Here is a 20,933-nt window from a genome sequence, read left to right on the forward strand (position 1 = left end):
GCGCCATTCACTGGAGGGCTTCAGCGCCCCTTCCGGCGACGAGCCGTCGGGGACGGACCAGCACCATATGCTCGGCGGTCAGCCGCGCGGCCGGCACGCCCGTCGGCGAGACCAGCATGTCGTCTCCGCACCGGGCCGAAACATTGCCCGAGGTGCCCCTGTTGAGGCCGCGCGCATCCATCGCCTGCATCACCTGCGCCATGCGCTCGCGCAGAGCCGCCTCCTGATTTGTCACGCTCATCACACCATCTCCCTCAAAGTCATCTGGCGCATCGCCGCCTCGGTGGCCTCGAAGCTCTCGAGCTTGCCCAGGGTGGCCAGGCCCTGGGCGACCAGCGCGGCGGTGGCCGTGCCGAAGCGCGCGGCGTCCAGCGGCGTCCAGCCCCGCGACAGGGCGGCGATGAACCCCGCGCAATAGGAATCGCCGCAGCTGGTGGTGTCGACCGGCGTGATCGCGTGGGCCGGCAGGGTCGTGCTGACGCCGTCGAGGACCACCACCGAGCCCCGGCCGCCGTTCTTGATGACGCAGCCCTTGCGCGCCCACGACCGGAAGGTCTCGGCGGCGGCGAAGAGGTCCTCCTGGCCGGTCAGGAACACCGCCTCGGCGGCGCTGGGCAGGAAGTAGTCGACATGCGGCAGCAGACGCTTGACCTCGTCGATCGCCGAGGGCTGGGGCGCGATCAGGTCGCAGGTCACGATCGCCCCGGCCCGCGAGGCGGCTCGGACGATCGCCTCCCCCTCCCCGCCGTCGAGCTTGGGACCGCCGACGCCGCCATAGTGCAGAAAGCCCACCGCGGCGGCCGTCTCCAGCGCGCGCGGGGTGACGCGGGCCAGCATGCCCGCGCCCAGCGCGTGGAAGCCCGGGCGAACGCCGCTGGAGGAGACCGCCAGCAGGGTCGTGGAACTGGGCAGGCCCGGCAGAACCTCCAGGTCGGTGACGTCGACGCCGGCGTCAGCCAGGGCCGTGAGGATGAAGCGACCGATCAGGTCGTCGCCCACCGCCGAGATCAGCCGGCTCGGCACGCCGAGGCGAGCCGCCAGCAGGGCCGGAGCGGCCGCCGTGCCCGCCGGAGCGCAGGCGATCCCCTCGATCAGCCCCGTCACCTCTTCCTTCGGCAACACGTCGATGGCGCGCGCCACCACGTCCAGGGTCGTCAGCCCGATACAGGCCAATCCGTTCTTCATGCGGCGTCCTCCCTACGCATTGACAGCCAATATGGCTCAGCCATTATAATAGTCAAAACTATCTTATAAGGGGCTGAACTTGACCTGGACGAACAGCAAGGATGCGGCGCTTCGGGAACGCGCCATGGCGGTGATCCCCAATGGGATGTACGGCCACCAGTCGGTCATGCTGCTGCCCGACGACTACCCGCAGTTCTTCGACCGCGCCGAGGGCGCCTATCTCTGGGACGTCGACGGCAACCGCTATGTCGACTTCATGTGCGGCTACGGCCCCAACCTGTTCGGCTACGGCAACGCCGCCATCGACCAGGCCTATGTCGAGCGCATGAAGCGGGGCGACACCATGACCGGTCCCGGCCAGGCCATGGTCGAGCTGGCCGAGGCCATGACCGCCCAGGTCAGCCACGCCGACTGGGCGATGTTCTGCAAGAACGGCACCGACGCCACGACCATGGCGATGATGATCGCCCGCAACTTCACGCGGAAGAACACCATCGTGCTGGCCAAGGGCGCCTATCACGGCGCCGCGCCCTGGTGCACGCCGCTGAAGAACGGCGTCACCGAGGCCGACCGCGCCAATCAGGTGTTCTACGAGTACAACAACGTCGAGAGCCTGGAGGCGGCGGTCAAGGCGGCCGGTTCCGACCTGGCGGCGATCTTCGCCTCGCCCATCAAGCACGACACCTTCGTCGATCAGGAGCTGCCCGATCCCGAATACGCCCGCCGGGCCCGGGCGCTGTGCGATGAGCACGAAGCGCTGCTGATCGTCGACGACGTCCGCGCCGGCTTCCGCCTGGCCCGCGACTGCAGCTGGTCGCTGGTCGGGGTCAAGCCGGACCTGTCGGCCTGGGGCAAGGCCATCGCCAACGGCCATCCGATCTCGGCCCTGCTGGGCGCCGACAAGGCCCGCTTCGCGGCCGCCACCATCTACGCCACCGGCTCGTTCTGGTTCTCGGCCGCGCCGATGGCCGCCTCCCTGGCGACGATGAAGCTGATCCGCGAGACCGACTATCTCGAGCGCACCATCGCCCTGGGCGAGCGCCTGCGCGCGGGCCTGGACGAGGCGGCCGACCGCCACGGCTTCTCGCTGCGCCAGACCGGTCCGGCCCAGCTGCCGCTGATCATGTTCGACGAGGACCCGACCGGCGCCAAGGCCTACTTCTGGAACAACGCCCTGCTCAAGCGCGGCGTCTATTTCCACCCCTGGCACAACATGTTCATGACCACGGCCATGACCGACGCCGACATCGATCACACGATCGAGGCGGGCGACGAGGCCTTCAAGCTGCTGAAGGCCGCCGGTCCCCTGCCGCCGGTCGAGAAGCTGGCCTTCCTGCATTCCATGGTCGACTGACGGACTTTCCCGCCTGGACGCGGCGCCGCCAGACTTGCCCTGGCGGCGCTCTGCGCGATGCGTTCAGGCCTCGTTCGCGCGTTCGCCATGACAAAGGGCCCCTCCTGGCGAGGGGCCCTTCTTTTTCGACGGAACGCCCGACGGCGCGGTTCAGGCCGAGGGGGCGCGGGTGACGCCGAAGCGCCGCAGGACATTGTGGGTGATGACCTCGATGAACGGGTCGCCCGCGGCCAGGCCGTGAGCCCATTCGGTGGTGCCGCTGTTGAACACCTCGCCCTTCCCGCGCTTGAAGCTGGCCAGCACCGCATGGCCGCGCAGCACCTTGGCCTGGGCCTCGGGGCCGGCGTCGCCGTAGGTGACCTGGGCGATCACGTCCAGCTTCTCGGGCGGGATGATCGGATTGTATCCGCGGCCGGCTTCCTCGCCGAAGGCGCAGGGTGCGACGCCGATGATCTCCAGGGTCTCCGGCACGCCCAGCATCGGCACGGCCTTGGGCAGGCCGTCGTCGCCGAACTGGAAGCGGCAGCCGTCGCTCTCGTAGCCGATCAGCGGCAGCTCGCCGCCGATGACGTCGCCGTAGAACAGGTCCGAGCCCTCCAGGGCCCAGTGGCGATCGTCATAGACCGTGAAGCCGGCCTGGCCGCGCGACACGCACATGCCCAGGCGATGATAGCCGGCGAAGACGAAGCTCAGGCCCGTCAGCGCGGCCTCGGGCCGCTGGAAGGCCGGGTGCGACCACAGATGCGTGGCCTCCTCGGGCGGGACGTCCTCGGCCTCGAACCCCTTCCACTTGTGGCAGACATAGGTCTTGCCGTCGTTCTCCCAGCGCACCTTCCAGAAGCAGGTGTTGCCCGACAGGATCGCGGCGGAGCCGCCCGCGTCGACGAAGCGCTCGACCTGGTCGCGCTGGCCGCCCGACCAGTATTCGCTGTGGCCCACGAACAGCGCCGCCGCGTAGCCCTCGAGGAGATCCTGTTCGGCGTCGAGGTCGTAGTCGGTGGCGAAGTCCAGCGCGTAGCCGTTCGAACTCCGCCCAGGCCACGAAGGCGTGCTCCCACTTGTGCAGGAAGCCGGCCGAGCCGTCGTAGGGCGAGGCTCGATGCTCGACCATCCAGGCCATGTCCGAGGCCCAGGGGGCTTCCTCGAACCCGCGCTTGCGCAGGTTGATCAGGCGCGGCGGGTTGGGCGGCGGCGCGACGATCAGGGGCGGAAACGGCCGCTGGGTCGACAGCACGCCGATCGCCTGGTCCATGGCCTGGGCGAACGGAACCTGCCCGCTCATCAGGCCCGAGACGTTCGAATAGGCGTTGGCGCCGCCCCAGTAGTTGTAGGCCTGGTAGGTGTTGGTCGACAGCACCATCAGGGCGCTCGAGCGACGCACGCCGACCGGCGGCTTGACGACCACGAAGTGATGGGCCTCCCCGCCGCTCGCGTCGGTCAGGACGATATCGTAGTAGCCCGAGGCCCATGCCTCGCCGACCTCGATTTCAAGGGCGACGGGCCAGCCGCAGCCGTCGCGATCGGCGTGGGCCGGAACCGGATGATCGCCGACGCGCACGTCGTCGCGCTCCAGGACCGTCAGGCGCTCGGCGCCGATCCGGGCGATCGACAGGCGGCACGGACCGTTCTCGGCGCTGGCATGGAGGGCGAAGCGCTCGCCCGGGCGCACGCTCAGGCGATCGGTGTAGCAAGCGAGCATTCGGTTCCCCTCTGAACTCCGGCCAAGCCGCGCGGATACGAGACGCCGGAAGCGCCCGCGCTTGGCGCCGGGCCATGGAGTAGTTTTTACTACCTTATTCGGAATAATCGCAAGCCGGGACGAGCAAGGAAGGGCGCCGCCATGGTCGCGGTCGACGAGGCTTCAGGCCTGTTGAGCGCTCGCGGCTGGACACCCCCATTGGCGCCAAAGCCACACCCCGCCAAAAGTAAGTAATCCTTCACTGAACCGACATCGATTTCCCGCTATAGCGCCTGAGCGCTAGGGCGCGGGGAGAGTCTCCTCGCCGCCGGCGCGTCTTAGACGGCCATCAAGGCCGCGAACGAGGGTCTCTCAAAACACCATGCGTACTCCCCAAACCAACAAGCTCGCCCTGCTTCTGGGCGCGGCCGCCGCGACCCTGATCGCCGGCGCCGCCCACGCCCAGTCGGCCGCTCCGGCCGATGCCGCCTCGACGGCGCTGGACGAGATCGTCGTCACCGCCGAGCGCCGCTCGGAAAACCTGCAGAAGGTGCCGCTGTCGGTGGCCGCCGTGGCCGGCGAGCAGCTGCGCGCCATCACCGCCGACGGCAGCGACATCCTGGCCCTGTCGGGCAAGGTCCCCAGCTTCTACGCCGAGACCACCACGGGCCGGATCTTCCCGCGCTTCTACATCCGCGGCCTCGGCAACATCGACTTCTACCTCGGCGCCTCGCAGCCGGTGTCGATCATCCATGACGACGTGATCATGGAGCACGTGGTCCTGAAGTCGAACCCGCTGTTCGACATCGGCCAGGTGGAAGTGCTGCGCGGTCCGCAAGGCTCGCTGTTCGGCCGCAACACCACCGCCGGCATCGTCAAGTTCGACACCATCAAGCCGAGCGAGGACTTCAACGCCCGCTTCTCGGCCTCGTACGGCACCTACGGCACGACCACCTTCGACGGCGGCGTCGGCGGCCCGCTGGCCGAAGGCCTGATGTTCCGCGCCTCGGTGCTGTACCAGCACCGCGACGACTACGTGGACAACACCTATGCCGGCGCCAGCGCCGACGGCACCAAGACGCCCGAGAAGAACGCCATGGGCGGCTTCGACGAGAAGGACGCCCGCATCCAGGTGCTGGCCAAGCCGAACGACAGGCTGTCGGTCCTGGTCTCGGCTCACGCCCGCAACTATAAGGGCACCTCGACCCTGTTCCTGCGCCAGGCCCTGACCAAGGGTTCGAACAAGAGCAGCGCGCCGCGCGACCAGGTGGCCCTGGACGAGGCCAACAACAACCCGCAGGCCTACGACACCTACGGGACCTCGGCCCATATCGACTACGACTTCGGTCCGGTCACCCTGACCTCGATCAGCGCCTATGAGTCGACCAGCGGCTACAGCCGTGGCGACACCGACGGCGGCGCGGCGGCCAACTTCCCGGTCAACGGCGTCCCGAACGGCTTCGGCCAGTCGATGGGCCAGATCCGCGACCTCGACCAGCTGACCCAGGAAATCCGCCTGGCCAGCAACGGCGAAGGCAAGCTGAAGTGGCAGGTCGGCGGCCTGTACTTCGACTCGCGCGACACCACCGACTTCTATCAGCGCGGCTATTTCCTGCTGCCGACCTCGGCCGGCTACAACCCCAACAACTGGGTGCGTCTGAACAACCTGAACACCTCGTGGGCGGTGTTCGGCCAGGTCAGCTACCGTCTGACCGATGCCCTGACGATCACGGGCGGCCTGCGCGACACCTACGACGCCAAGAAGACCGTCCTGGTGAAGACCTCGAACAACGCCGCCAACGTGTCGACCTACGGCGGCCGCCGCTACGTGCGGATGGCCGACGAGCAGGTCAGCTGGGACCTGTCGGCCAACTACCAGGTCAATCCGGACGTCAGCGTCTACGCCCGCGCGGCCAAGGGCTTCCGCGGCCCGACCATCCAGGGCCGCTCGGCGGTGTTCAACGCCGACTTCACCACGGCCGACTCCGAAACGATCCAGTCGTACGAAGTCGGTTTCAAGAGCTTCCTGCTCGAAAACACCCTGCGCCTGAACGCCTCGGCCTTCACCTATGAGGTCAAGGACATCCAGCTGAACGGCAACGACAGCAACGGCAACGGCGTGCTGTTCAACGCCGACAAGGCCCAGGCCTACGGCGTCGAGGCCGACCTCGAGTGGCGTCCGGTCCGCAACCTGCTGCTGACGGCCGGCGCCAGCTACCTGCACAGCGAGATCAAGGACAAGCGCGTCTACGCCCAGGTCTGCGCGCTGAACGGCGTGGTGGTCTGCACGGTCGAAAACCCGACGATCAAGGTGGGGAACAACACCTTCGCCCAGATCGACGGCCAGCCGCTGCCGAACGCCCCGAAGTACAACCTGAACTTCACGGGCCGCTACGACATCCCGGTCGGCGACGCCGGCCGCGTGTTCGTGGCCACCGACTGGAACGTCCAAGGCTACACCAACTTCGTGCTCTACAAGACCAAGGAGTTCTACTCCAAGGGCAGCTTCGAGGGCGGCCTGAAGCTGGGCTACGAGAACCTCGACAAGGGCTACGAGATCGCCCTGTTCGGCCGCAACATCACGAACGAGAAGAACCTCAAGGGCGTGATCGAGAACTACATGGCCGCCGTCTACAACGAGCCCCGCATCGTCGGCGTCTCGCTCAGCGCCAAGCTGAAATAAGCGTTTCCTCCCCCGTCCGGCCGGCTCGCTGGCCGGACACTCTTCTGGCCCCGGAGCGCGCTCCGGGGCCTTTCTTTTGCGCGGCGGTCAGAGGGCGACGACCTCGCCGTCTTCCTTCGTGAAGCTGGCGGGCTTGCGGTCCAGAAGGTCGAACACGACCTCGGACGGCCGGCACAGCTTCACGCCCTTGGGGGTGACGACGAGCGGGCGATTCACGAGGATCGGATGTTCGACCATGGCGTCCAGGATGCGCGCCTCGGTCACGTCCTCGGCCAGCAGTCCCAGCTCGGCGGCGGGCGTCCCCTTCTCGCGCATCAGCTGGCGGAAGGTCAGGCCGGCCTCGGCGGCCAGTTCGCGCAGCTGGTCGTGGGTCCAGCCCGCCTTGAGATATTCGACGACCTTGGGCTCGTAGCCCGCCTCCCGGATCATGGCCACGACGTTGCGCGAGGTGCCGCACGCCGGGTTGTGGAAGACGACGACGGGAAATTCGATATCGCTCATGGGGTCTTGTCCGTCTGAAGGAGCCAGCCGAAGACGCCGGCCGCGAGAAGCGCGCCGACGAGCTGGGCGAGGATGAAGGCCGGGACGCAGGACGGCGCGATCCCGGCGAAGGTGTTGGACAGGCTTCGGGCCAGCGTCACCGCCGGATTGGCGAAGGATGTCGAGGCGGTGAACCAGTAGGCGGCGGTGATGTAAAGGCCAACCGCCATTGGCGTGCTATCCGGCCTGAACCGCACGGTCCCCAGAATGGTCGCCACCAGGCCGAAGGTCGCCACGACCTCGGCGAAGACCTGGGCGCCGCCGGCCCGCAGCTTGGTCGACACCTGGACGATCGGTTCGTCGAACATGGCGTGCGCGGCCCAGACACCCAGCACGGCGCCGACGATCTGGACGACCGGATAGGCCAGGGCCAGGCGCCACGGCAGGTCCCGTCGCAAGGCCGCGACCAGGGTCACCGCCGGGTTGAAGTGCGCCCCGGAGATCGGGCCGAACACGCCGATCAGCACCACCAGGGCCGCGCCTGTCGCCAGGGTGTTGCCCAGCAGGGCGATGGCGACGCTGCCGCCGGCCAAGCGCTCGCCCATGATCCCGGATCCGACCACCACGGCCAGCAACAGGGATGACCCCAGGCCCTCCGCGACCAGGCGGCGCGCGACGCTGAAATCCCCCATCCGGTCAGGCCGCCGGGTCGTCGGCGAGCGTGGTCCGGCCGATCTCGTCCAGGCGGCGCTGCAGCGACAGGCGGTCCAGGGCGTTCATCGGCAAGGCGCAGAACAGGGTGATGCGATTGTTGAGCTGGCGGTAGGCGTCGGCGAAGGCCAGGGCGATCTCGGCCTCGGAGCCCGTCGCCTGGCTCGGGTCGGGGATGCCCCAGTGGGCGCTCATCGGCTGGCCGGGCCAGATCGGACAGACCTCGCCAGCGGCGTTGTCACAGACGGTGAACACGAAATCCAGTTCCGGGGCCTCGGGATTGTTCGCCAGTGAGAACTCGTCCCAGTTCTTCGAGCGAAGGTCGTCGGTCTTGTAGTTCAGGTGCTTGAGGAGGTTGATCGCGTGAGGATTGACGACGCCGCTGGCCATCGAACCCGCCGAATAGGCCTTGAAGCGGCCCGCGCCGACGCGGTTCATGATGCACTCGGCCATGATCGAACGCGCCGAGTTGTGGGTGCAGAGGAAGAGGACGTTCATCGGGCGATGCTCGGTGCTCATGCAGGCTCCTTTTCCGTGAGACAGGTTCCGTCGCAGGCCTCGGCCCTGGCGACGATCGCGCCCAGCGGGGCGCAGATCTGGGGGGCGCCGTCGCAGCAGTCCTCCATCAGAAAGCCGAGCAGACCGCTCATCGCGCCGAAATCCGCCGAATAGATGATCGACCGGCCCTCGCGCCGGGACGTGATCAAGCCGGCGTGCGACAGGACGTTGAGATTGGCCGACAGGCTGTTGGGCAGGACGTCCAGCGTCCGGGCGATGTCGCCCGCGGCGATCCCGACCGGGCCGGCCTTCACCAGCAGGCGGAAGATCGCCAGGCGCCCGTCATGGCCCAGGGCGGAGAGCATGTTGACAGCGGCTTTCGATTCCATATTTCCAATATGATCGAATTATTAGACAGTTCAATGACGCTGTTTGGAGTCGCCCGTGACCGAGTTTCCCGCCCTCGACCCTAAGTTCCTCGCCCAGGTCGATCAAAGCCGGCTCGCGGTGGCGACCCCCGCCGTCCACCCGCCCCGCATCCTGCTGCTGTACGGCTCTCTGCGGGAGCGCTCCTTCAGCCGGCTGCTGGTCGAGGAAGCCGCGCGCATCCTCCAGACCCTGGGCTGCGAGACCCGCATCTTCGATCCCCGCGACCTGCCGCTGCCCGACGCCACCGGCCCGGACCACCCGAAGGTCCAGGAGCTGCGGGCGCTGTCGCAATGGTCCGAAGGCCAGGTCTGGTGCAGCCCCGAGCGCCACGGGGCGATCAGCGGGATCATGAAGGCCCAGATCGACTGGATTCCGCTGGAGATCGGCAGCGTGCGGCCCACCCAGGGCAAGACCCTGGCCGTCATGCAGGTCAGCGGCGGCTCACAATCGTTCAACGCGGTCAACACCCTGCGCCTGCTGGGTCGCTGGATGCGGATGATCACCATCCCCAACCAGTCCTCGGTCGCCATGGCCTACAAGGAGTTCGACGAGAACGACCGCATGAAGCCGTCCAGCTATTACGACCGGGTCGTCGATGTGATGGAGGAGCTGGTCAAGTTCACCCTGCTGACCCGCGACCGCGCCGACTACCTCGTCGACCGCTATAGCGAGCGCAAGGCCAACGGGCGCATTCCCGAGCATGTCGCCCTGGGGGCCGAGGCCATGAGGCACGAGACGGCTTAGGGCCCGTGCCGGGCGCCGAAGCCGCTCACGCTTCGACGCGAAGCGCGAGGCGGGCTGACCGCTTTCTTGTCGACCGGGTTTGCAATCCGCGCCGCAAGGTCTATATGTGACGGGTCGGTTATGCTCACTTTCAGCATAACCCGGACGCCGAGAAGTCGCGAACGCCCCGATCGGGAACGCTCAAGCTGGCTCCGGCGTTTTTTGAGGCCCTGGAAATGCTCACTTTGAGCATAACGGAGTATCAGATGGCTGACGGGTTCGCCGCTCCGCTCGAGTTCACCGCCCAGGTCGAGGCGGAAACCGCCGGCGTCTGGGACAAGGTCAAGCACCACGTCACCCCGATGGAGTGGCGCGTCCAGGCCCCGTTGATCGCCGAGATCAACCGCCTCAAGCGCGAGAAGAACGCCGCCATCCTGGCCCACAACTACATGACGCCGGACATCTTCCACGGCGTCGGCGATTTCGTCGGCGACAGCCTGGCCCTGGCCAAGGAAGCCGCGAAGTCGGACGCCCAGATCATCGTCCAGGCCGGCGTCCACTTCATGGCCGAGACCAGCAAGGTCCTCAGCCCCGAGAAGAAGATCCTGATCCCGGACCTGAAGGCCGGCTGCTCGCTGGCCTCCTCGATCACCGGCGCCGACGTGCGGCTGATCAAGCAGCGCTATCCGGGGATCCCGGTCGTCACCTATGTCAACACCACCGCCGACGTGAAGGCCGAGACCGACATCTGCTGCACCAGCGCCAACGCCGTGCAGGTGGTCGAGTGGGCCGCCAGGGAATGGGGCGTCGACAAGGTCATCCTGATCCCCGACGAATATCTGGCCCGCAACGTCGCGCGTCAGACCGACGTCAAGATCATCGCCTGGGCCGGTCACTGCGAGGTGCACAAGCGCTTCACCGCCAGCGACATCGCCGACATGCGCGCGGCCTGGCCCGGCGCCGAGGTGCTGGCCCACCCCGAGTGCCCGACCGAAATCCTGGAAGCCGCCGACTTCGCCGGCTCGACCGCGGCGATGAACGACTACGTGGCCCAACGCAAGCCGGCCCAGGTGGTGCTGATCACCGAGTGCTCGATGGCCAGCAACGTCCAGGCCGAGAGCCCCTCGACCCAGTTCATCGGCCCCTGCAACATGTGCCCGCACATGAAGCGGATCACGCTCCAGAACATCCACGACGCCCTGGTCCACGAGCAGTTCGAGGTGACGGTCGACGCCGACATCCTCGACCGCGCGCGCCTGGCCGTGCAGCGGATGATCGACCTGCCGCCCCCGGCCGTCCCGGCGCGGTACGACCTGGTCAAGGCCCGGCATCACGTGAATGTCGAGCTGATTTAACGAACTGGCTCCCTTCCCCCTTGCGGGGAAGGTGGCCGCGAAGCGGTCGGATGGGGGTGTCGGCTCTGAGCCGAGCTTACACCCCCACCCCCAACCCCTCCCCACAAGGGGGAGGGGAGTGGAGTGTGGAATGATCGAACGCGTAGACTTCGACGGCCCCGTCATCCTCGGCGCCGGCCTGGCCGGCCTCTCGGCGGCCCTCGCCGCGCACAAGGCCCTCGTCCTGTCGCCGACGCCGCTGGCGACCGGCTGCTCCAGCGCCTGGGCGCAGGGCGGCATGGCCGCGGCGTTGTCCAGCGAGGACAGCCCGGCGCTGCACGCGGCCGACACCATCGCCGCCGGCGCGGGCCTCTGCGATCCCAAGGCCGTCGACCTGCTGACCCGCGAAGGCCCGCAGGCCGTCCGCGACCTGGCCGCCCTCGGCGCGCCCTTCGACCGCAAGACGGGTGGCGAGTTCGTGCTCAGCCTCGAGGCCGCCCACGCCAAGGCCCGGGTCGCCCGGGTCGGCGGCGATGGGGCGGGCGCGGCGATCATGGCCGCCGTCATCGCCGCCGTCCGCGCCGTCCCGACCATCGAGGTCCGCGAGACCGCCCGCGCCCGTCGGCTCCTTCAGGACGCGACCGGCCGCGTGGTCGGGGTCCTGGCCGAGATCGACGGCGCGCTGGTCGAGATCCGCAGCCACAGCGTGATCCTGGCCACCGGCGGGATCGGCGGCCTCTACGCGGTCACCACCACGCCGAAGGAAGTGCGCGGCGAAGGCCTCGGCCTGGCCGCCCTGGCCGGCGCGACGATCGCCGATCCGGAGTTCGTGCAGTTCCATCCCACGGCCATCGACATCGGCCGCGATCCCGCCCCGCTGGCCACCGAGGCCCTGCGCGGCGAGGGCGCGATCCTGCGCAATGTCGACGGTCGCGCCTTCATGGCCGACTACCACCCGGCCCGCGAGCTGGCCCCGCGCGACGTGGTGGCCCGCGCCATCCACGCCGAGCGCGAGAGCGGGCGCGGCGCGTTCCTCGACGCCGTCGCCGCCGTCGGCCCGCACTTCCCCAAGGAATTCCCGGCCGTGTTCGAGGCCTGCCGCGCGGGCGGCCTGGACCCGCGCCGCGAGATGATCCCGGTCGTCCCGGCCGTCCACTACCACATGGGCGGGGTCGCCACGGATCTCGACGGCCGCGCCAGCCTGCCGGGCCTCTACGCCGCTGGTGAGTGCGCCTCGACCGGCGTCCAGGGCGCCAATCGTCTGGCCTCCAACAGCCTGCTGGAAGCGGCCGTGTTCGGCGCCCGCGCCGGCCACGCGGCGGCGGCCGAGGGTCAGGCGGGCGGCGAGCCGGTCAGCCTGGAGCCCCTGCCCGACCTGCCCGACGCCGCCTTCCAGGTGCTGCGCAAGGCCATGAGCCGCGACGCCGGGGTGATCCGCGACGAAGCGGGCCTGACCCGCCTGCTGGAGCAGATCGACGCCCTGGAGCCCGCCTACGGCCCCTGCCCGCCCCTGGTCGCCGCCCGGCTGATCGTCGACGCCGCCCTGACCCGCCAGGAAAGCCGCGGCGGCCATTATCGCCGCGACTTCCCCGCGACCGCCGAGCCGGTCCGCACCTTCGTCACCCTCACGAGCGCGGACGCCGCCGTCCGCTACGCCGCCGAATGATTATCCAGCCTCTGGACGACATCCTCGTCCGCCCGATCGTCGACCACGCCCTGGCCGAGGACCTGGGTCGGGCCGGCGACATCACCGGCCAGGCCTGCATCGATCCGGACGCCCGCCTGTCGGTGGTCTGGGCCAGCCGGCAGGACGGCCGTGTCTCGGGCCTGTCCTGCGCACGCCTGGCGCTGGCGGCGCTGGATCCGACCGCGACCTTCGAGGTCGCGACCCCGGACGGCGCGGATGTCATGCCCGGCGCGATCCTGGCGAGGGCCGAAGGTAACGCCCGCGCGGTGCTGGCCGCCGAGCGCACGGGGCTGAACCTGCTGGGCCGACTCTCGGGCGTCGCCACCCTGACGCGGGCCTATGTCCGCCTGGTTCGAGGGCGCGGGGGCGACCATCGTCGACACCCGCAAGACCACCCCGGGCCTGCGCGCGCTCGAGAAATACGCCGTCCGCTGCGGCGGCGGGGTCAATCACCGCTTCGGCCTGGATGACGCCATCCTGATCAAGGACAACCACGTCGCCGCCTGCGGCGGGGTCGGCGAGGCCGTCCGCCGCGCCCGCGCCCATGCCGGCCACCTGGTCAAGGTGGAGGTCGAGGTCGACAGCCTGGACCAGCTGGACGAGGCCCTCAAGCACGGCCCGGACGTGGTGATGCTGGACAATTTCAGCCTCGAAGACCTGAAGACCGCCGTGCGCCTGGCCAAGGGCCGCGCGGTGCTGGAGGCCTCGGGCGGGGTGAACCTGACCACCGTCCGGGCCATCGCCGAGACCGGCGTCGACGTGATCAGCGTCGGGGCGCTGACGCACTCCGCGCCGGTGCTGGATATCGGGCTGGACGCGGTCTAGAAAACCCGCATCAGCTCCCGGACCACCATCGCCGCCAGCACCCCGGTCGAGATCACGAACAGCAGGAATCGCACCGGCACCAGGTTGAGGCTGACCTGCAGCAGGCTGTGCAGCACGCGCACGCCGACATAGACCCAGGCGAGATGAACGGCCATCGGATCGGCGTGGCCCGCGACCTGGATGGCCAGCGCCGCCGCGTAGAAGATCGTCGGCTGCTCCATCAGGTGGTTGTAGTTGTCGGCCGCCTGCCGCGCGGAATCCGGCAGGATGTCCAGCGAGCCCGGAAAGCGGGCGTCCTGCGGCTTGACCCCGGCCTTGTGCATCGCCGGGATGCGCTGGACGTACATCCAGACCCACATCACCAGCGACCAGGCCACCAGCGCCATCACCGGCGCGATCATCGAACTGTTCACGTGAACCCTCCCCGTCTTTTGCGAGGAGGGTAAACAGATAACATTGATATCGAAAGGGTGACGTTGGGGAGGGTCGGCGCCCGCCTTAGCCCCCCCGGTCCCGGAACGGATCGGCCGGATAGACCCCCAGGATCTCGAACTTCTCCGAGAAGAACTTCAGCTCGTCCAGCGCCAGGGCCAGAGAACGGTCCTCCGGCCGGCCGTCGACCTCGGCGTAGAAGAAGGTCGCGGTGAAATTCCCGCCTTCCATGTAGCTTTCCAGCTTGGTCATGTTGACGCCGTTGGTCGCGAAGCCGCCCAGGGCCTTGTAGAGCGCCGCCGGCAGGTTGCGGACGCGGAACACGAAGCTGGTCACGCAGCGGTGGGTGAAGTCCGGAGCCGGCGGGCTCTTGTCGGCGGTCATCACCAGGAAGCGGGTGGTGTTGTGGCGCTCGTCCTCGATGTCCCGGGCCAGGATGTCCAGGCCGTAGATCTCGGCCGCCAGGGCCGGGGCGACCGCGCCGTGGGTCGGATTGGGCTTCAGGGCCAGGGCCTTGGCCGCGCCGGCCGTGTCGCCCGCGGCCTCGGTCTCGACGCCCAGGCGCTTGAGGCTGTTGCGGCACTGGCTGAGCGCGATCGGCATCGAGCTGACCACCTTCACGTCCTCCAGCTTGACGCCCCTGTTGGCCATCAGCTGGAAGCGGATCGGCTTGAAGCGCTCGCCGATGATCTTCAGGCCCGAGGCCGGCAGCAGGTGGTGGACGTCTGCGACCCGGCCGGCGATCGAGTTCTCGATCGGGATCATGCCCAGGGCGGCGATTCCGGTCTTGATGGCCTCGAACGCTTCCTCGAAGGTCTTGCAGGGATAGGCCTCGTAGTCCGGGAAATAGGTCCGGCACGCCTCGTGGCTGTTGGCGCCGGGCTCGCCCTGGAAGGCGATCTTCTTGAGGATGCTCATGCGTTTTCCTCGGCCTGCTTACGGGCCGCTTCGAGGTCGGAAGGATTGTCGACGGAAATGGGCGCGCTCGTCGCCACGGCGGCGCGGATGGTCAGGCCCAGCTCCAGGGCGCGCAGCTGCTCCAGCTTCTCGCGCTTTTCGAGGGCCGAGGGGGCGGCGTCGTTGAACACCACCAGCGCCTCGCGGCGATAGCCATAGAGGCCGATGTGGCGCCATACCGGCCCGTCGCCATAGAGGGTCGAGCGGGTGAAATAGAGCGCGCGGCCGCTTTGGCCGTCGTCCTCCATGGCCAGCACGGCCTTGACCACGTCCGGGTTGCCGCGGTCGGCGATCGAGGCTTCGGGCGCGACGACGGTGGCGATATCGGCGTCTTCGAACTCCTTAAGTATCCGAGCGCAGTCGCTCAGCACGGCCGGATCGACGAACGGCATGTCGCCCTGCAGATTGATCACGACGTCATGTTCGAACCCCGGATCGAGTTGCGCCAGCGCCGCCAGGATGCGGTCCGAACCCGACGGCAGATCGGGGTCGGTCAGCACCGCCACGCCGCCAGCGGCTTGAACCGCCTCGACGATTTCGCGATCACCGGCCGCCACGGCGACCGGGCCGACGCCCGCCGCCAGGGCCTGGTTCAGAACCCGGACGATCATCGGGGTCCCGCCGATGTCGGCCAGCGGTTTGTTGGGCAGACGCGTCGCCGCCATCCGCGCGGGGATCAGGACGATCGGGTTCATGGCGGTTCTGGGCCTCAAATCTTTGCGGACCGGTTGCGCGAGGGGCGGTAGCGTGTAAGAGACGCGAGCGCAACATGACGTGCGCTGGAGACTCGTATCGCGAGTCCGAGGCGCTGGTTCAAAGCCCGCCCTGGGGTGGGCCGACAAGAGGCTGACTAGGCTGAAATGAGCGACCTGACGTTCAACAAGATCGCTGGCGGCGTGCTGCTGACCGGCCTCATCATCTTTGGTCTGCGGAAGCGTCGGACATCGTCTTCAAGAAGCATGAAGTCGAGAAGGCCGGCTACGAGATCGCGGTCCAGGAAGATTCCGCCGGCGGCGGCGCCGCCGCGGCCGACACCCCGCCCGATTGGAACGCGGTCCTGACCCCGGCCAACGTGGCCGCCGGCGCCGCCGTCTCGGCCAAGTGCGCCGCCTGCCACAAGCTGGACGCCTCGAACGCCAACGCCACCGGTCCGGGCCTGTGGGACGTCGTCGGTCGCAAGCCCGCCGCCCACCCGGGCTTCAACTATTCGGGCGCGATGAAGGACTTCTCGGCCAAGACCCCGGTGTGGGACTACGACGCCCTGTACACCTTCCTCAAGGCTCCCGGTAAGGACGTCCCCGGCACCAACATGACCTTCGTGGGTCTGAAGAAGCCGGAAGACCGCATCGCGATGATCGCCTACCTGCACAGCCTCGGCTCGAAGCTGCCGGTCCCGCCGCCGCGTCCGGCCGCCGCCGCCGCTCCGGCCGAAGGCGCGCCCGCCGCCGACGCCGCGGCCCCGGCCGCGCCGGGCGGCACGACGGCTCCGGCCGCTGGCGCCGCCACGGCCCCCGCCGCGCCGGCCGCCGGTGGCAATACGGCCCCGCCGAAGGCCTAAGCCTTCCAAGGCCGACAAGATCGAAGAGGCCGCGCAGCGAAAGCTCCGCGGCCTTTTTGTTTGGCTGTGACCTTGCCGAAAGCTAGATCCGCCTGGGAACCGGCGTCCATTCGAACACTGCGGCGTAGAGGTCCTCCCAACGCGGGTTATCGCGCTCAATCAGGTTGATCTTCCACTGACGCGGCCAGCGCTTGATCGAGGTCTCGCGTTGAATGGCCTCGATCATGAGTTTCATGCTCCTCGTACCAGACGAGACGCGTGAGACCGTATCGCTTGGTAAATCCTTTAAGCATGCCGTCGCGGTGCTGGGTGATACGAGAGATAAAGTGGCCGGTGACGCCGGTGTATAGTGTGCCGCGATAGCGGTCGGCCATCATGTAGACGGCGATCCAGGCCTCGCGCGGAACCATGCTGCCCCTCCATTCAAGGGAACAATACATGAACTTTTAAGCTTCGTCATTCCCGCCCTTGTGGCGGGAAACCCTGGTTCAGCTCGCAAGTGAGGCGCGAGCGAACTGCCAAGCAGTTCGCCCCATACGCACCTGCGGCGGACAGAGGGGTTCCCGCCACAAGGGCGGGAATGACGGGAGATTTTAGGGAAGCCGAAAACTAGACCCGCCGATATCCCAACACCGCGCCCGTCGGCGTCGCTTCGATCCGGGCGATCGCCTCGGCCAGGGGCTCGATGGCCGTGGCCATGTGATGGGCGTTGGCGTGGAGGATGGTGTCGGGGTCCAGCAGGATGGCCACGTGGCCCTTCCAGAACACCAGGTCGCCGCGCCGGCGGTCGGCCTCGGCGATCTCGGCGAAGAAGCCCCGCTGCATGTCGGTGTCGCGCGGACAGGCGCGGGCGCAGGCGTAGAGCGCCTGCTGCACCAGGCCCGAGCAGTCCAGGCCCAGGCTCTCGCGGCCGCCCCACTGGTAGGGCGCGCCCAGGAAACGCATCGCGACGGCCACGTAGTCCTTCTCGCCGCGGCCGATCGGGGTCAGGTGGTCCTCGACGAACCAGCCCGTGCCTGCGGCCTTGGCGAAGCGGCCCTCGCGCGCCTCGATCGTCACGAGGCTGTTGAGGCTGTAGAGCCCCTCCGGCCGCGACTTGATGTCGGGTTTGCTGAAGGCGTAGGTGCGGATCGCCGACACCGCATGGGTCGGCGGATGGCCCTGCTCGACCAGGTCGCCGGTCGCGACATAGCCGACATAGCCGTCGCGCGGGGCCTGGCCCCAGGCGAAGCCGTCCCTTTCCTCCAGCACCCGGAAGATCTCGCCGAACAGCAATTGGTCCCACTGCTCGGCCTCGGGCGCGGCGGCGGCGCGGATGGCGCTGGCCGGCGCGGCGCAGACCATCACCCGGCTGGCCTCGTAGCGTTCGGCGGGCGCCAGGCCCTCAAGGCGCTGATCGGCCAGGTCCGGCCGGGCCAGGGTGATGCGGGTGTCAAACGTCATGCGAAACGGCCCTTGAGCATGGCGAAGGCGGCGCGGATCGCCTGGACTTCCCCGCCGACCGGGAAGCCGGGGCGGCCCTTGGGGTTCCAGGCGAAAACGTCGAAGTGGACCCAGGGTCCCACACCTTCACCATTTGGGGCGAAGCGCTGCAGGAACAAGGCCGCCGTGGTCGCGCCGGCCTGAGCCCAGGCGTCGGGATCGTTCTTGAGGTCGGCGATGTCGCTGTCCAGGGCCTCGCGATAGGCCTCGGTCAGGGGCATCCGCCACAGCGCGTCGGCGACGGCTTTAGACGCCGCCTCCAGCTGGCCGGCCAGCTTGTCGTCCGGCGTCCAGAACGGGATCACGAACGGTCCCATGGCCATGCGCGCCGCGCCCGTGAGGGTGGCGAAGTCCAGGGTCAGGGCGGGCTTCAGCTCTGCGGCGCGGGTCAGGGCGTCGGCCAGGATCAGGCGGCCCTCGGCGTCGGTATTGCCCACTTCCACGGTCAGGCCGGCCCGGGTCTGGAGCACGTCGCCCGGTCGCATGGCGTCGCCGGCGATGGCGTTCTCGACCACGGGGGTCAGGATGACCAGCCGCACCGGCAGCCTGGCCTCCATGACCATCCGACCCAGGGCCAGGGCGTGGGCGGCGCCGCCCATGTCCTTCTTCATCAGCCGCATGCCGGCCAAGGGCTTGATGTCCAGGCCGCCGGTGTCGAACACCACGCCCTTGCCGACCAGGGCCACGACCGGGTGCGAGGGATCGCCCCAGGCGATCTCGATCATGCGGGGCGCACGCGCTTCGACGGCGGCGCGGCCCACGGCGTGGACGGCGGGATAGCCCTGGGTCAGCAGATCATCGCCGGCGACCACGGAAAACGCCGCGCCGTACTTCTCGGCGATTTCGCGGGCGACGGTCTCGATCTGCAGCGGCCCCATGTCGTTGGCCGGGGTGTTGACCATGTCGCGGGCCAGGGCGCAGGCGTGGGCCGTGGCGGTGACGGCGGCGGCGTCGACGCCCATGGGCGCCACCAGCCGGGCGATCGGCTCGCCGCGCTTCTTGTAGCGGTCGAAGCGATAGGTCCCCAGGGCGAAGGCCAGGGCCGCCTGCTCCGGATCGATTCCCTTGGGCAGCTTCGAGAGGGCGTATTCCCCGGCCGGAAGCTTGCCGGCCAGGGTCCGGAACAGCGACAGATCAACGCGGCCGGCGCCGACGCCCAGCAGCACCTGCTCGACGGCGCCGCTGGATCCGGGCACAGCCAGCACCTGGCCAGCCTTGCCCGTGAACGCGTTGGCGGCGGCGTAAGTCCTGACCGGCGCGCGCTTTCGGGCGAGAAACGCCTCCAGTTCGGCCTCGCTCACCGGATGGACCGGGATCGCCTGCCCTTTGGCCTCGGCCAGGATCGGATGCGTCGCGTCGGACATCGACGAAGTCCTTTAAAATTATGCTTAACGATTCCTTGAGGGCCGCGCCCGGACAATGGGCGAACCTTCTGGAGACATGTCTTCCATGTGTCGCAAGCGCGCGCTCGTCGCAACCCTGCTCGCCCCGGCCGTCCTGCTGATCGCGCCGGCCGCCTTCGCCGCCGACTCCGCCAAGCCCGCCCAGGCCGAGGCCGCCAAGGCCGCGCCGGTGAAGGCCTCGCCGCAGCAGCGCGCCGAAGCCCGCCGCCTGGACCCGCTGGCCCGCGCCGCCTTCTGGGGCGCCGAATTCGAGACCGACCCGGGCGACGCCGAGGCCGGCGCCGCCCTGGCCCAGTCCCTGCGCGCCCTGGGCCGCAATGACGACGCCGCCGAGGCCGCGACCAAGGCCCTGGTCGCCCATCCCGACGACGCCCCGCTGCTGCTGGAGCTGGCCCGCGCCCACATCGCCCGGGGCCAGGGCTTCTACGCCATCGAGCCGGCCCGCAAGGCCGCCGCCCTCAATCCCAGGGACTGGCGTCCGCTGACCTTGCTGGGCGTGGCCTACGAGCAGGCCGAACGCGACGACGAGGCCGAGGCCGCGCATCGACAGGCGCTGGCCCTGGCGCCGACCGAGGCCACGCCGCTGGCCAACTACGCCATGCATCTGGCCGCCAGGGGCGACCTGGCCGGCGCCGAGGTCCAGCTGCGCCGCGCCGCCGCCCTGCCCTCGGCCGGCGTCCAGGTGCGCCAGAACCTGGCCCTGGTGGTCGGCCTGCAAGGCCGCCTGCCGGAAGCCGAGAAGCTGGCCCGCGCCGACCTGCCGCCCGAGCAGGTCAGCAACAACCTGGCCTATCTGCGCGCCGCCATCGGCCAGGCCGGTTCCGGCCGCAGCTGGGACGCGATGAAGGCCGGCGGCGGACAATAGCCCCTCAGGCCCTGCCGGCCTCGAGATAGGCCGTCAGCAGCAGCACCAGCTGGCCCTGCAGCCGCGCCTCGAAGGCGGGCGTGGCCTGGCCGTCCAGGATCGAGCGCACCGGCCCGACCAGGGCGTTCAGCGCGATCGACGCCGTCATGGCGGGGTCCTCGAACCGCGCGTCAGGCGCGGTGGCCAGCAGGACCGTCACCGCCGCCTCGATGCGCTTGTAGACGCGGGCCGCCAGCTCGAACCCGCCCCGCTCGCCCGCCACCGCGTAGAGCGCCCGGGACTCGCCCGCGTCGCGCAGCTTGGCCGCCATGTAGCCCTCGACCAGGGCCTCGGCCATCCGGGCGACCGGAAGGCCCCGGCTGTTCGAGGCAGACCCGCTCCATCGCGTCGGCGATGCCGCTCAGGTGCCGCTCCAGCACCGCCGCCAGCAGGGCGTCGCGGTTGGGGTAGTACTGATAGACGCTGCCGACCGACATGCCGGCCCGCTCGGCGATCCGCGTGGTGGTGCAGCGGCTGAGACCCTCACGGGTGAGAACCTGAATCACGGCGGTGTGCAGCGCCTCGATCGTGGCCGCCGACCGGGCCTGGACCGGCTGTTTCCTTGGCCTTAGCGGCGTTGCGAGGGCGGTCATCGAAAGCGAATTCCAAA

General features: G+C 69.0%; 19 protein-coding genes and 6 pseudogenes. 8 read left to right on the forward strand and 17 right to left on the reverse strand.

The annotated features are described in order from the left end of the window. Positions 1–7 precede the first annotated feature (7 nt). Positions 8–241: a class II aldolase/adducin family protein gene (locus ACHMW8_RS01920; protein ID WP_395444589.1), complete on the reverse strand. Its 234-nt coding sequence runs from the start codon at positions 239–241 to the stop codon at positions 8–10. Beyond that, positions 241–1,185: a carbohydrate kinase family protein gene (locus ACHMW8_RS01925; RefSeq protein WP_395444590.1), complete on the reverse strand. Its 945-nt coding sequence runs from the start codon at positions 1,183–1,185 to the stop codon at positions 241–243. Before ACHMW8_RS01925 ends, ACHMW8_RS01920 begins: the two co-directional genes overlap by 1 nt. 79 nt (positions 1,186–1,264) lie before the next feature. Between ACHMW8_RS01925 and ACHMW8_RS01930 the strand changes: the two genes are divergently transcribed. Further along, positions 1,265–2,539 carry an aminotransferase class III-fold pyridoxal phosphate-dependent enzyme gene (locus ACHMW8_RS01930; RefSeq protein WP_395444591.1) on the forward strand — a complete coding sequence of 425 codons (1,275 nt, stop codon included), beginning with the start codon at positions 1,265–1,267 and terminating at the stop codon, positions 2,537–2,539. Positions 2,540–2,689: 150 nt separating this feature from the next. Here the strand turns inward: ACHMW8_RS01930 and ACHMW8_RS01935 are convergent, their stop codons facing one another. Together ACHMW8_RS01935 and ACHMW8_RS01940 are read right to left on the reverse strand one after the other, a co-directional pair. Continuing rightward, positions 2,690–3,640 (reverse strand): N,N-dimethylformamidase beta subunit family domain-containing protein, encoded by a 951-nt coding sequence (locus tag ACHMW8_RS01935; RefSeq protein ID WP_395445869.1) that lies wholly within the window; start codon positions 3,638–3,640, stop codon positions 2,690–2,692. Continuing rightward, positions 3,621–4,238 (reverse strand): annotated as a pseudogene (locus ACHMW8_RS01940) (N,N-dimethylformamidase beta subunit family domain-containing protein); the annotation flags it as partial. The pseudogene ACHMW8_RS01940 and the gene ACHMW8_RS01935, both read right to left, overlap by 20 nt. A 361-nt stretch (positions 4,239–4,599) precedes the next feature. On the opposite strand from ACHMW8_RS01940, the gene ACHMW8_RS01945 reads away from it, so the two are divergent. Continuing rightward, entirely contained in the window at positions 4,600–6,900 is a 2,301-nt protein-coding gene (locus ACHMW8_RS01945) for a TonB-dependent receptor (protein WP_395444592.1), read from the forward strand. An 87-nt stretch (positions 6,901–6,987) separates the two neighbouring features. Here ACHMW8_RS01945 and arsC read toward each other — a convergent pair whose 3' ends face one another. The 4 genes from arsC to ACHMW8_RS01965 are packed head-to-tail and all read right to left on the reverse strand — an operon-like array spanning position 6,988 to position 8,978. Continuing rightward, positions 6,988–7,401: an arsenate reductase (glutaredoxin) gene (gene arsC / locus ACHMW8_RS01950; protein WP_395444593.1), complete on the reverse strand. Its 414-nt coding sequence runs from the start codon at positions 7,399–7,401 to the stop codon at positions 6,988–6,990. Beyond that, on the reverse strand, positions 7,398–8,072 hold the full coding sequence (locus tag ACHMW8_RS01955) for an MIP/aquaporin family protein (protein ID WP_395444594.1): 675 nt from the start codon (positions 8,070–8,072) through the stop codon (positions 7,398–7,400). The genes arsC and ACHMW8_RS01955 overlap by 4 nt, the downstream gene beginning before the upstream one ends. A gap of 4 nt (positions 8,073–8,076) precedes the next feature. After that, complete coding sequence (locus ACHMW8_RS01960) at positions 8,077–8,610, reverse strand: arsenate reductase ArsC (protein WP_395444595.1); 534 nt, start codon at positions 8,608–8,610, stop codon at positions 8,077–8,079. Next, on the reverse strand, positions 8,607–8,978 hold the full coding sequence (locus ACHMW8_RS01965; RefSeq protein WP_125155624.1) for a helix-turn-helix transcriptional regulator: 372 nt from the start codon (positions 8,976–8,978) through the stop codon (positions 8,607–8,609). The genes ACHMW8_RS01960 and ACHMW8_RS01965 overlap by 4 nt, the downstream gene beginning before the upstream one ends. Before the next feature lie 55 nt (positions 8,979–9,033). On the opposite strand from ACHMW8_RS01965, the gene arsH reads away from it, so the two are divergent. The 4 genes and pseudogenes from arsH to nadC all read left to right on the forward strand — a co-directional run bounded on the left by arsH (position 9,034) and on the right by nadC (position 13,587). Continuing rightward, positions 9,034–9,762: an arsenical resistance protein ArsH gene (gene arsH / locus ACHMW8_RS01970; protein WP_395444596.1), complete on the forward strand. Its 729-nt coding sequence runs from the start codon at positions 9,034–9,036 to the stop codon at positions 9,760–9,762. A 245-nt stretch (positions 9,763–10,007) separates the two neighbouring features. Then, the gene (gene nadA, locus ACHMW8_RS01975; protein ID WP_199743363.1) at positions 10,008–11,096 is read left to right on the forward strand and encodes a quinolinate synthase NadA; all 1,089 of its coding nucleotides are present in this window, start codon (positions 10,008–10,010) and stop codon (positions 11,094–11,096) included. A gap of 130 nt (positions 11,097–11,226) precedes the next feature. Next, positions 11,227–12,741: an L-aspartate oxidase gene (locus ACHMW8_RS01980; RefSeq protein ID WP_395444597.1), complete on the forward strand. Its 1,515-nt coding sequence runs from the start codon at positions 11,227–11,229 to the stop codon at positions 12,739–12,741. After that, a pseudogene (gene nadC / locus ACHMW8_RS01985) lies at positions 12,738–13,587 on the forward strand (carboxylating nicotinate-nucleotide diphosphorylase). The gene ACHMW8_RS01980 and the pseudogene nadC overlap by 4 nt, the downstream one beginning before the upstream one ends. Here nadC and ACHMW8_RS01990 read toward each other — a convergent pair. From ACHMW8_RS01990 to ACHMW8_RS02000, 3 genes are all read right to left on the reverse strand, one after another. Next, entirely contained in the window at positions 13,584–14,000 is a 417-nt protein-coding gene (locus ACHMW8_RS01990) for an MAPEG family protein (protein WP_395444598.1), read from the reverse strand. The pseudogene nadC and the gene ACHMW8_RS01990 overlap by 4 nt on opposite strands. 85 nt (positions 14,001–14,085) lie before the next feature. Then, a complete protein-coding gene (locus ACHMW8_RS01995; protein ID WP_125155618.1) occupies positions 14,086–14,937 on the reverse strand; it encodes a prephenate dehydratase in 852 nt (283 codons plus the stop codon). Beyond that, positions 14,934–15,671, reverse strand: coding sequence for a 3-deoxy-manno-octulosonate cytidylyltransferase (locus ACHMW8_RS02000; protein ID WP_125155617.1), 738 nt, complete (start codon positions 15,669–15,671; stop codon positions 14,934–14,936). Before ACHMW8_RS02000 ends, ACHMW8_RS01995 begins: the two co-directional genes overlap by 4 nt. A 165-nt stretch (positions 15,672–15,836) precedes the next feature. On the opposite strand from ACHMW8_RS02000, the pseudogene ACHMW8_RS02005 reads away from it, so the two are divergent. Beyond that, a pseudogene (locus ACHMW8_RS02005) lies at positions 15,837–16,534 on the forward strand (c-type cytochrome). Between the two features lie 82 nt (positions 16,535–16,616). Here the strand turns inward: ACHMW8_RS02005 and ACHMW8_RS02010 are convergent. The 4 genes and pseudogenes from ACHMW8_RS02010 to ACHMW8_RS02025 all read right to left on the reverse strand — a co-directional run bounded on the left by ACHMW8_RS02010 (position 16,617) and on the right by ACHMW8_RS02025 (position 19,380). After that, positions 16,617–16,974 (reverse strand): annotated as a pseudogene (locus ACHMW8_RS02010) (GIY-YIG nuclease family protein). Between the two features lie 14 nt (positions 16,975–16,988). Next, positions 16,989–17,124: pseudogene (locus ACHMW8_RS02015) on the reverse strand (hypothetical protein); the annotation flags it as partial. A gap of 19 nt (positions 17,125–17,143) precedes the next feature. Continuing rightward, complete coding sequence (locus tag ACHMW8_RS02020; RefSeq protein WP_395444599.1) at positions 17,144–17,977, reverse strand: NlpC/P60 family protein; 834 nt, start codon at positions 17,975–17,977, stop codon at positions 17,144–17,146. Then, the gene (locus ACHMW8_RS02025) at positions 17,974–19,380 is read right to left on the reverse strand and encodes a leucyl aminopeptidase family protein (protein ID WP_395444600.1); all 1,407 of its coding nucleotides are present in this window, start codon (positions 19,378–19,380) and stop codon (positions 17,974–17,976) included. The genes ACHMW8_RS02020 and ACHMW8_RS02025 overlap by 4 nt, the downstream gene beginning before the upstream one ends. Positions 19,381–19,465: 85 nt before the next feature. On the opposite strand from ACHMW8_RS02025, the gene ACHMW8_RS02030 reads away from it, so the two are divergent. Next, positions 19,466–20,284 carry a tetratricopeptide repeat protein gene (locus tag ACHMW8_RS02030; protein WP_395444601.1) on the forward strand — a complete coding sequence of 273 codons (819 nt, stop codon included), beginning with the start codon at positions 19,466–19,468 and terminating at the stop codon, positions 20,282–20,284. A gap of 4 nt (positions 20,285–20,288) precedes the next feature. Here ACHMW8_RS02030 and ACHMW8_RS02035 read toward each other — a convergent pair whose 3' ends face one another. Together ACHMW8_RS02035 and ACHMW8_RS02040 are read right to left on the reverse strand one after the other, a co-directional pair. Beyond that, positions 20,289–20,621, reverse strand: coding sequence for a hypothetical protein (locus ACHMW8_RS02035; RefSeq protein ID WP_395444602.1), 333 nt, complete (start codon positions 20,619–20,621; stop codon positions 20,289–20,291). Between the two features lie 91 nt (positions 20,622–20,712). Then, a pseudogene (locus ACHMW8_RS02040) lies at positions 20,713–20,916 on the reverse strand (TetR/AcrR family transcriptional regulator); the annotation flags it as partial. Between the last annotated feature and the right edge of the window lie 17 nt (positions 20,917–20,933).

The organism is Caulobacter sp. UC70_42 (genome assembly GCF_044056025.1).
Taxonomy (GTDB): Bacteria; Pseudomonadota; Alphaproteobacteria; order Caulobacterales; family Caulobacteraceae; genus Caulobacter.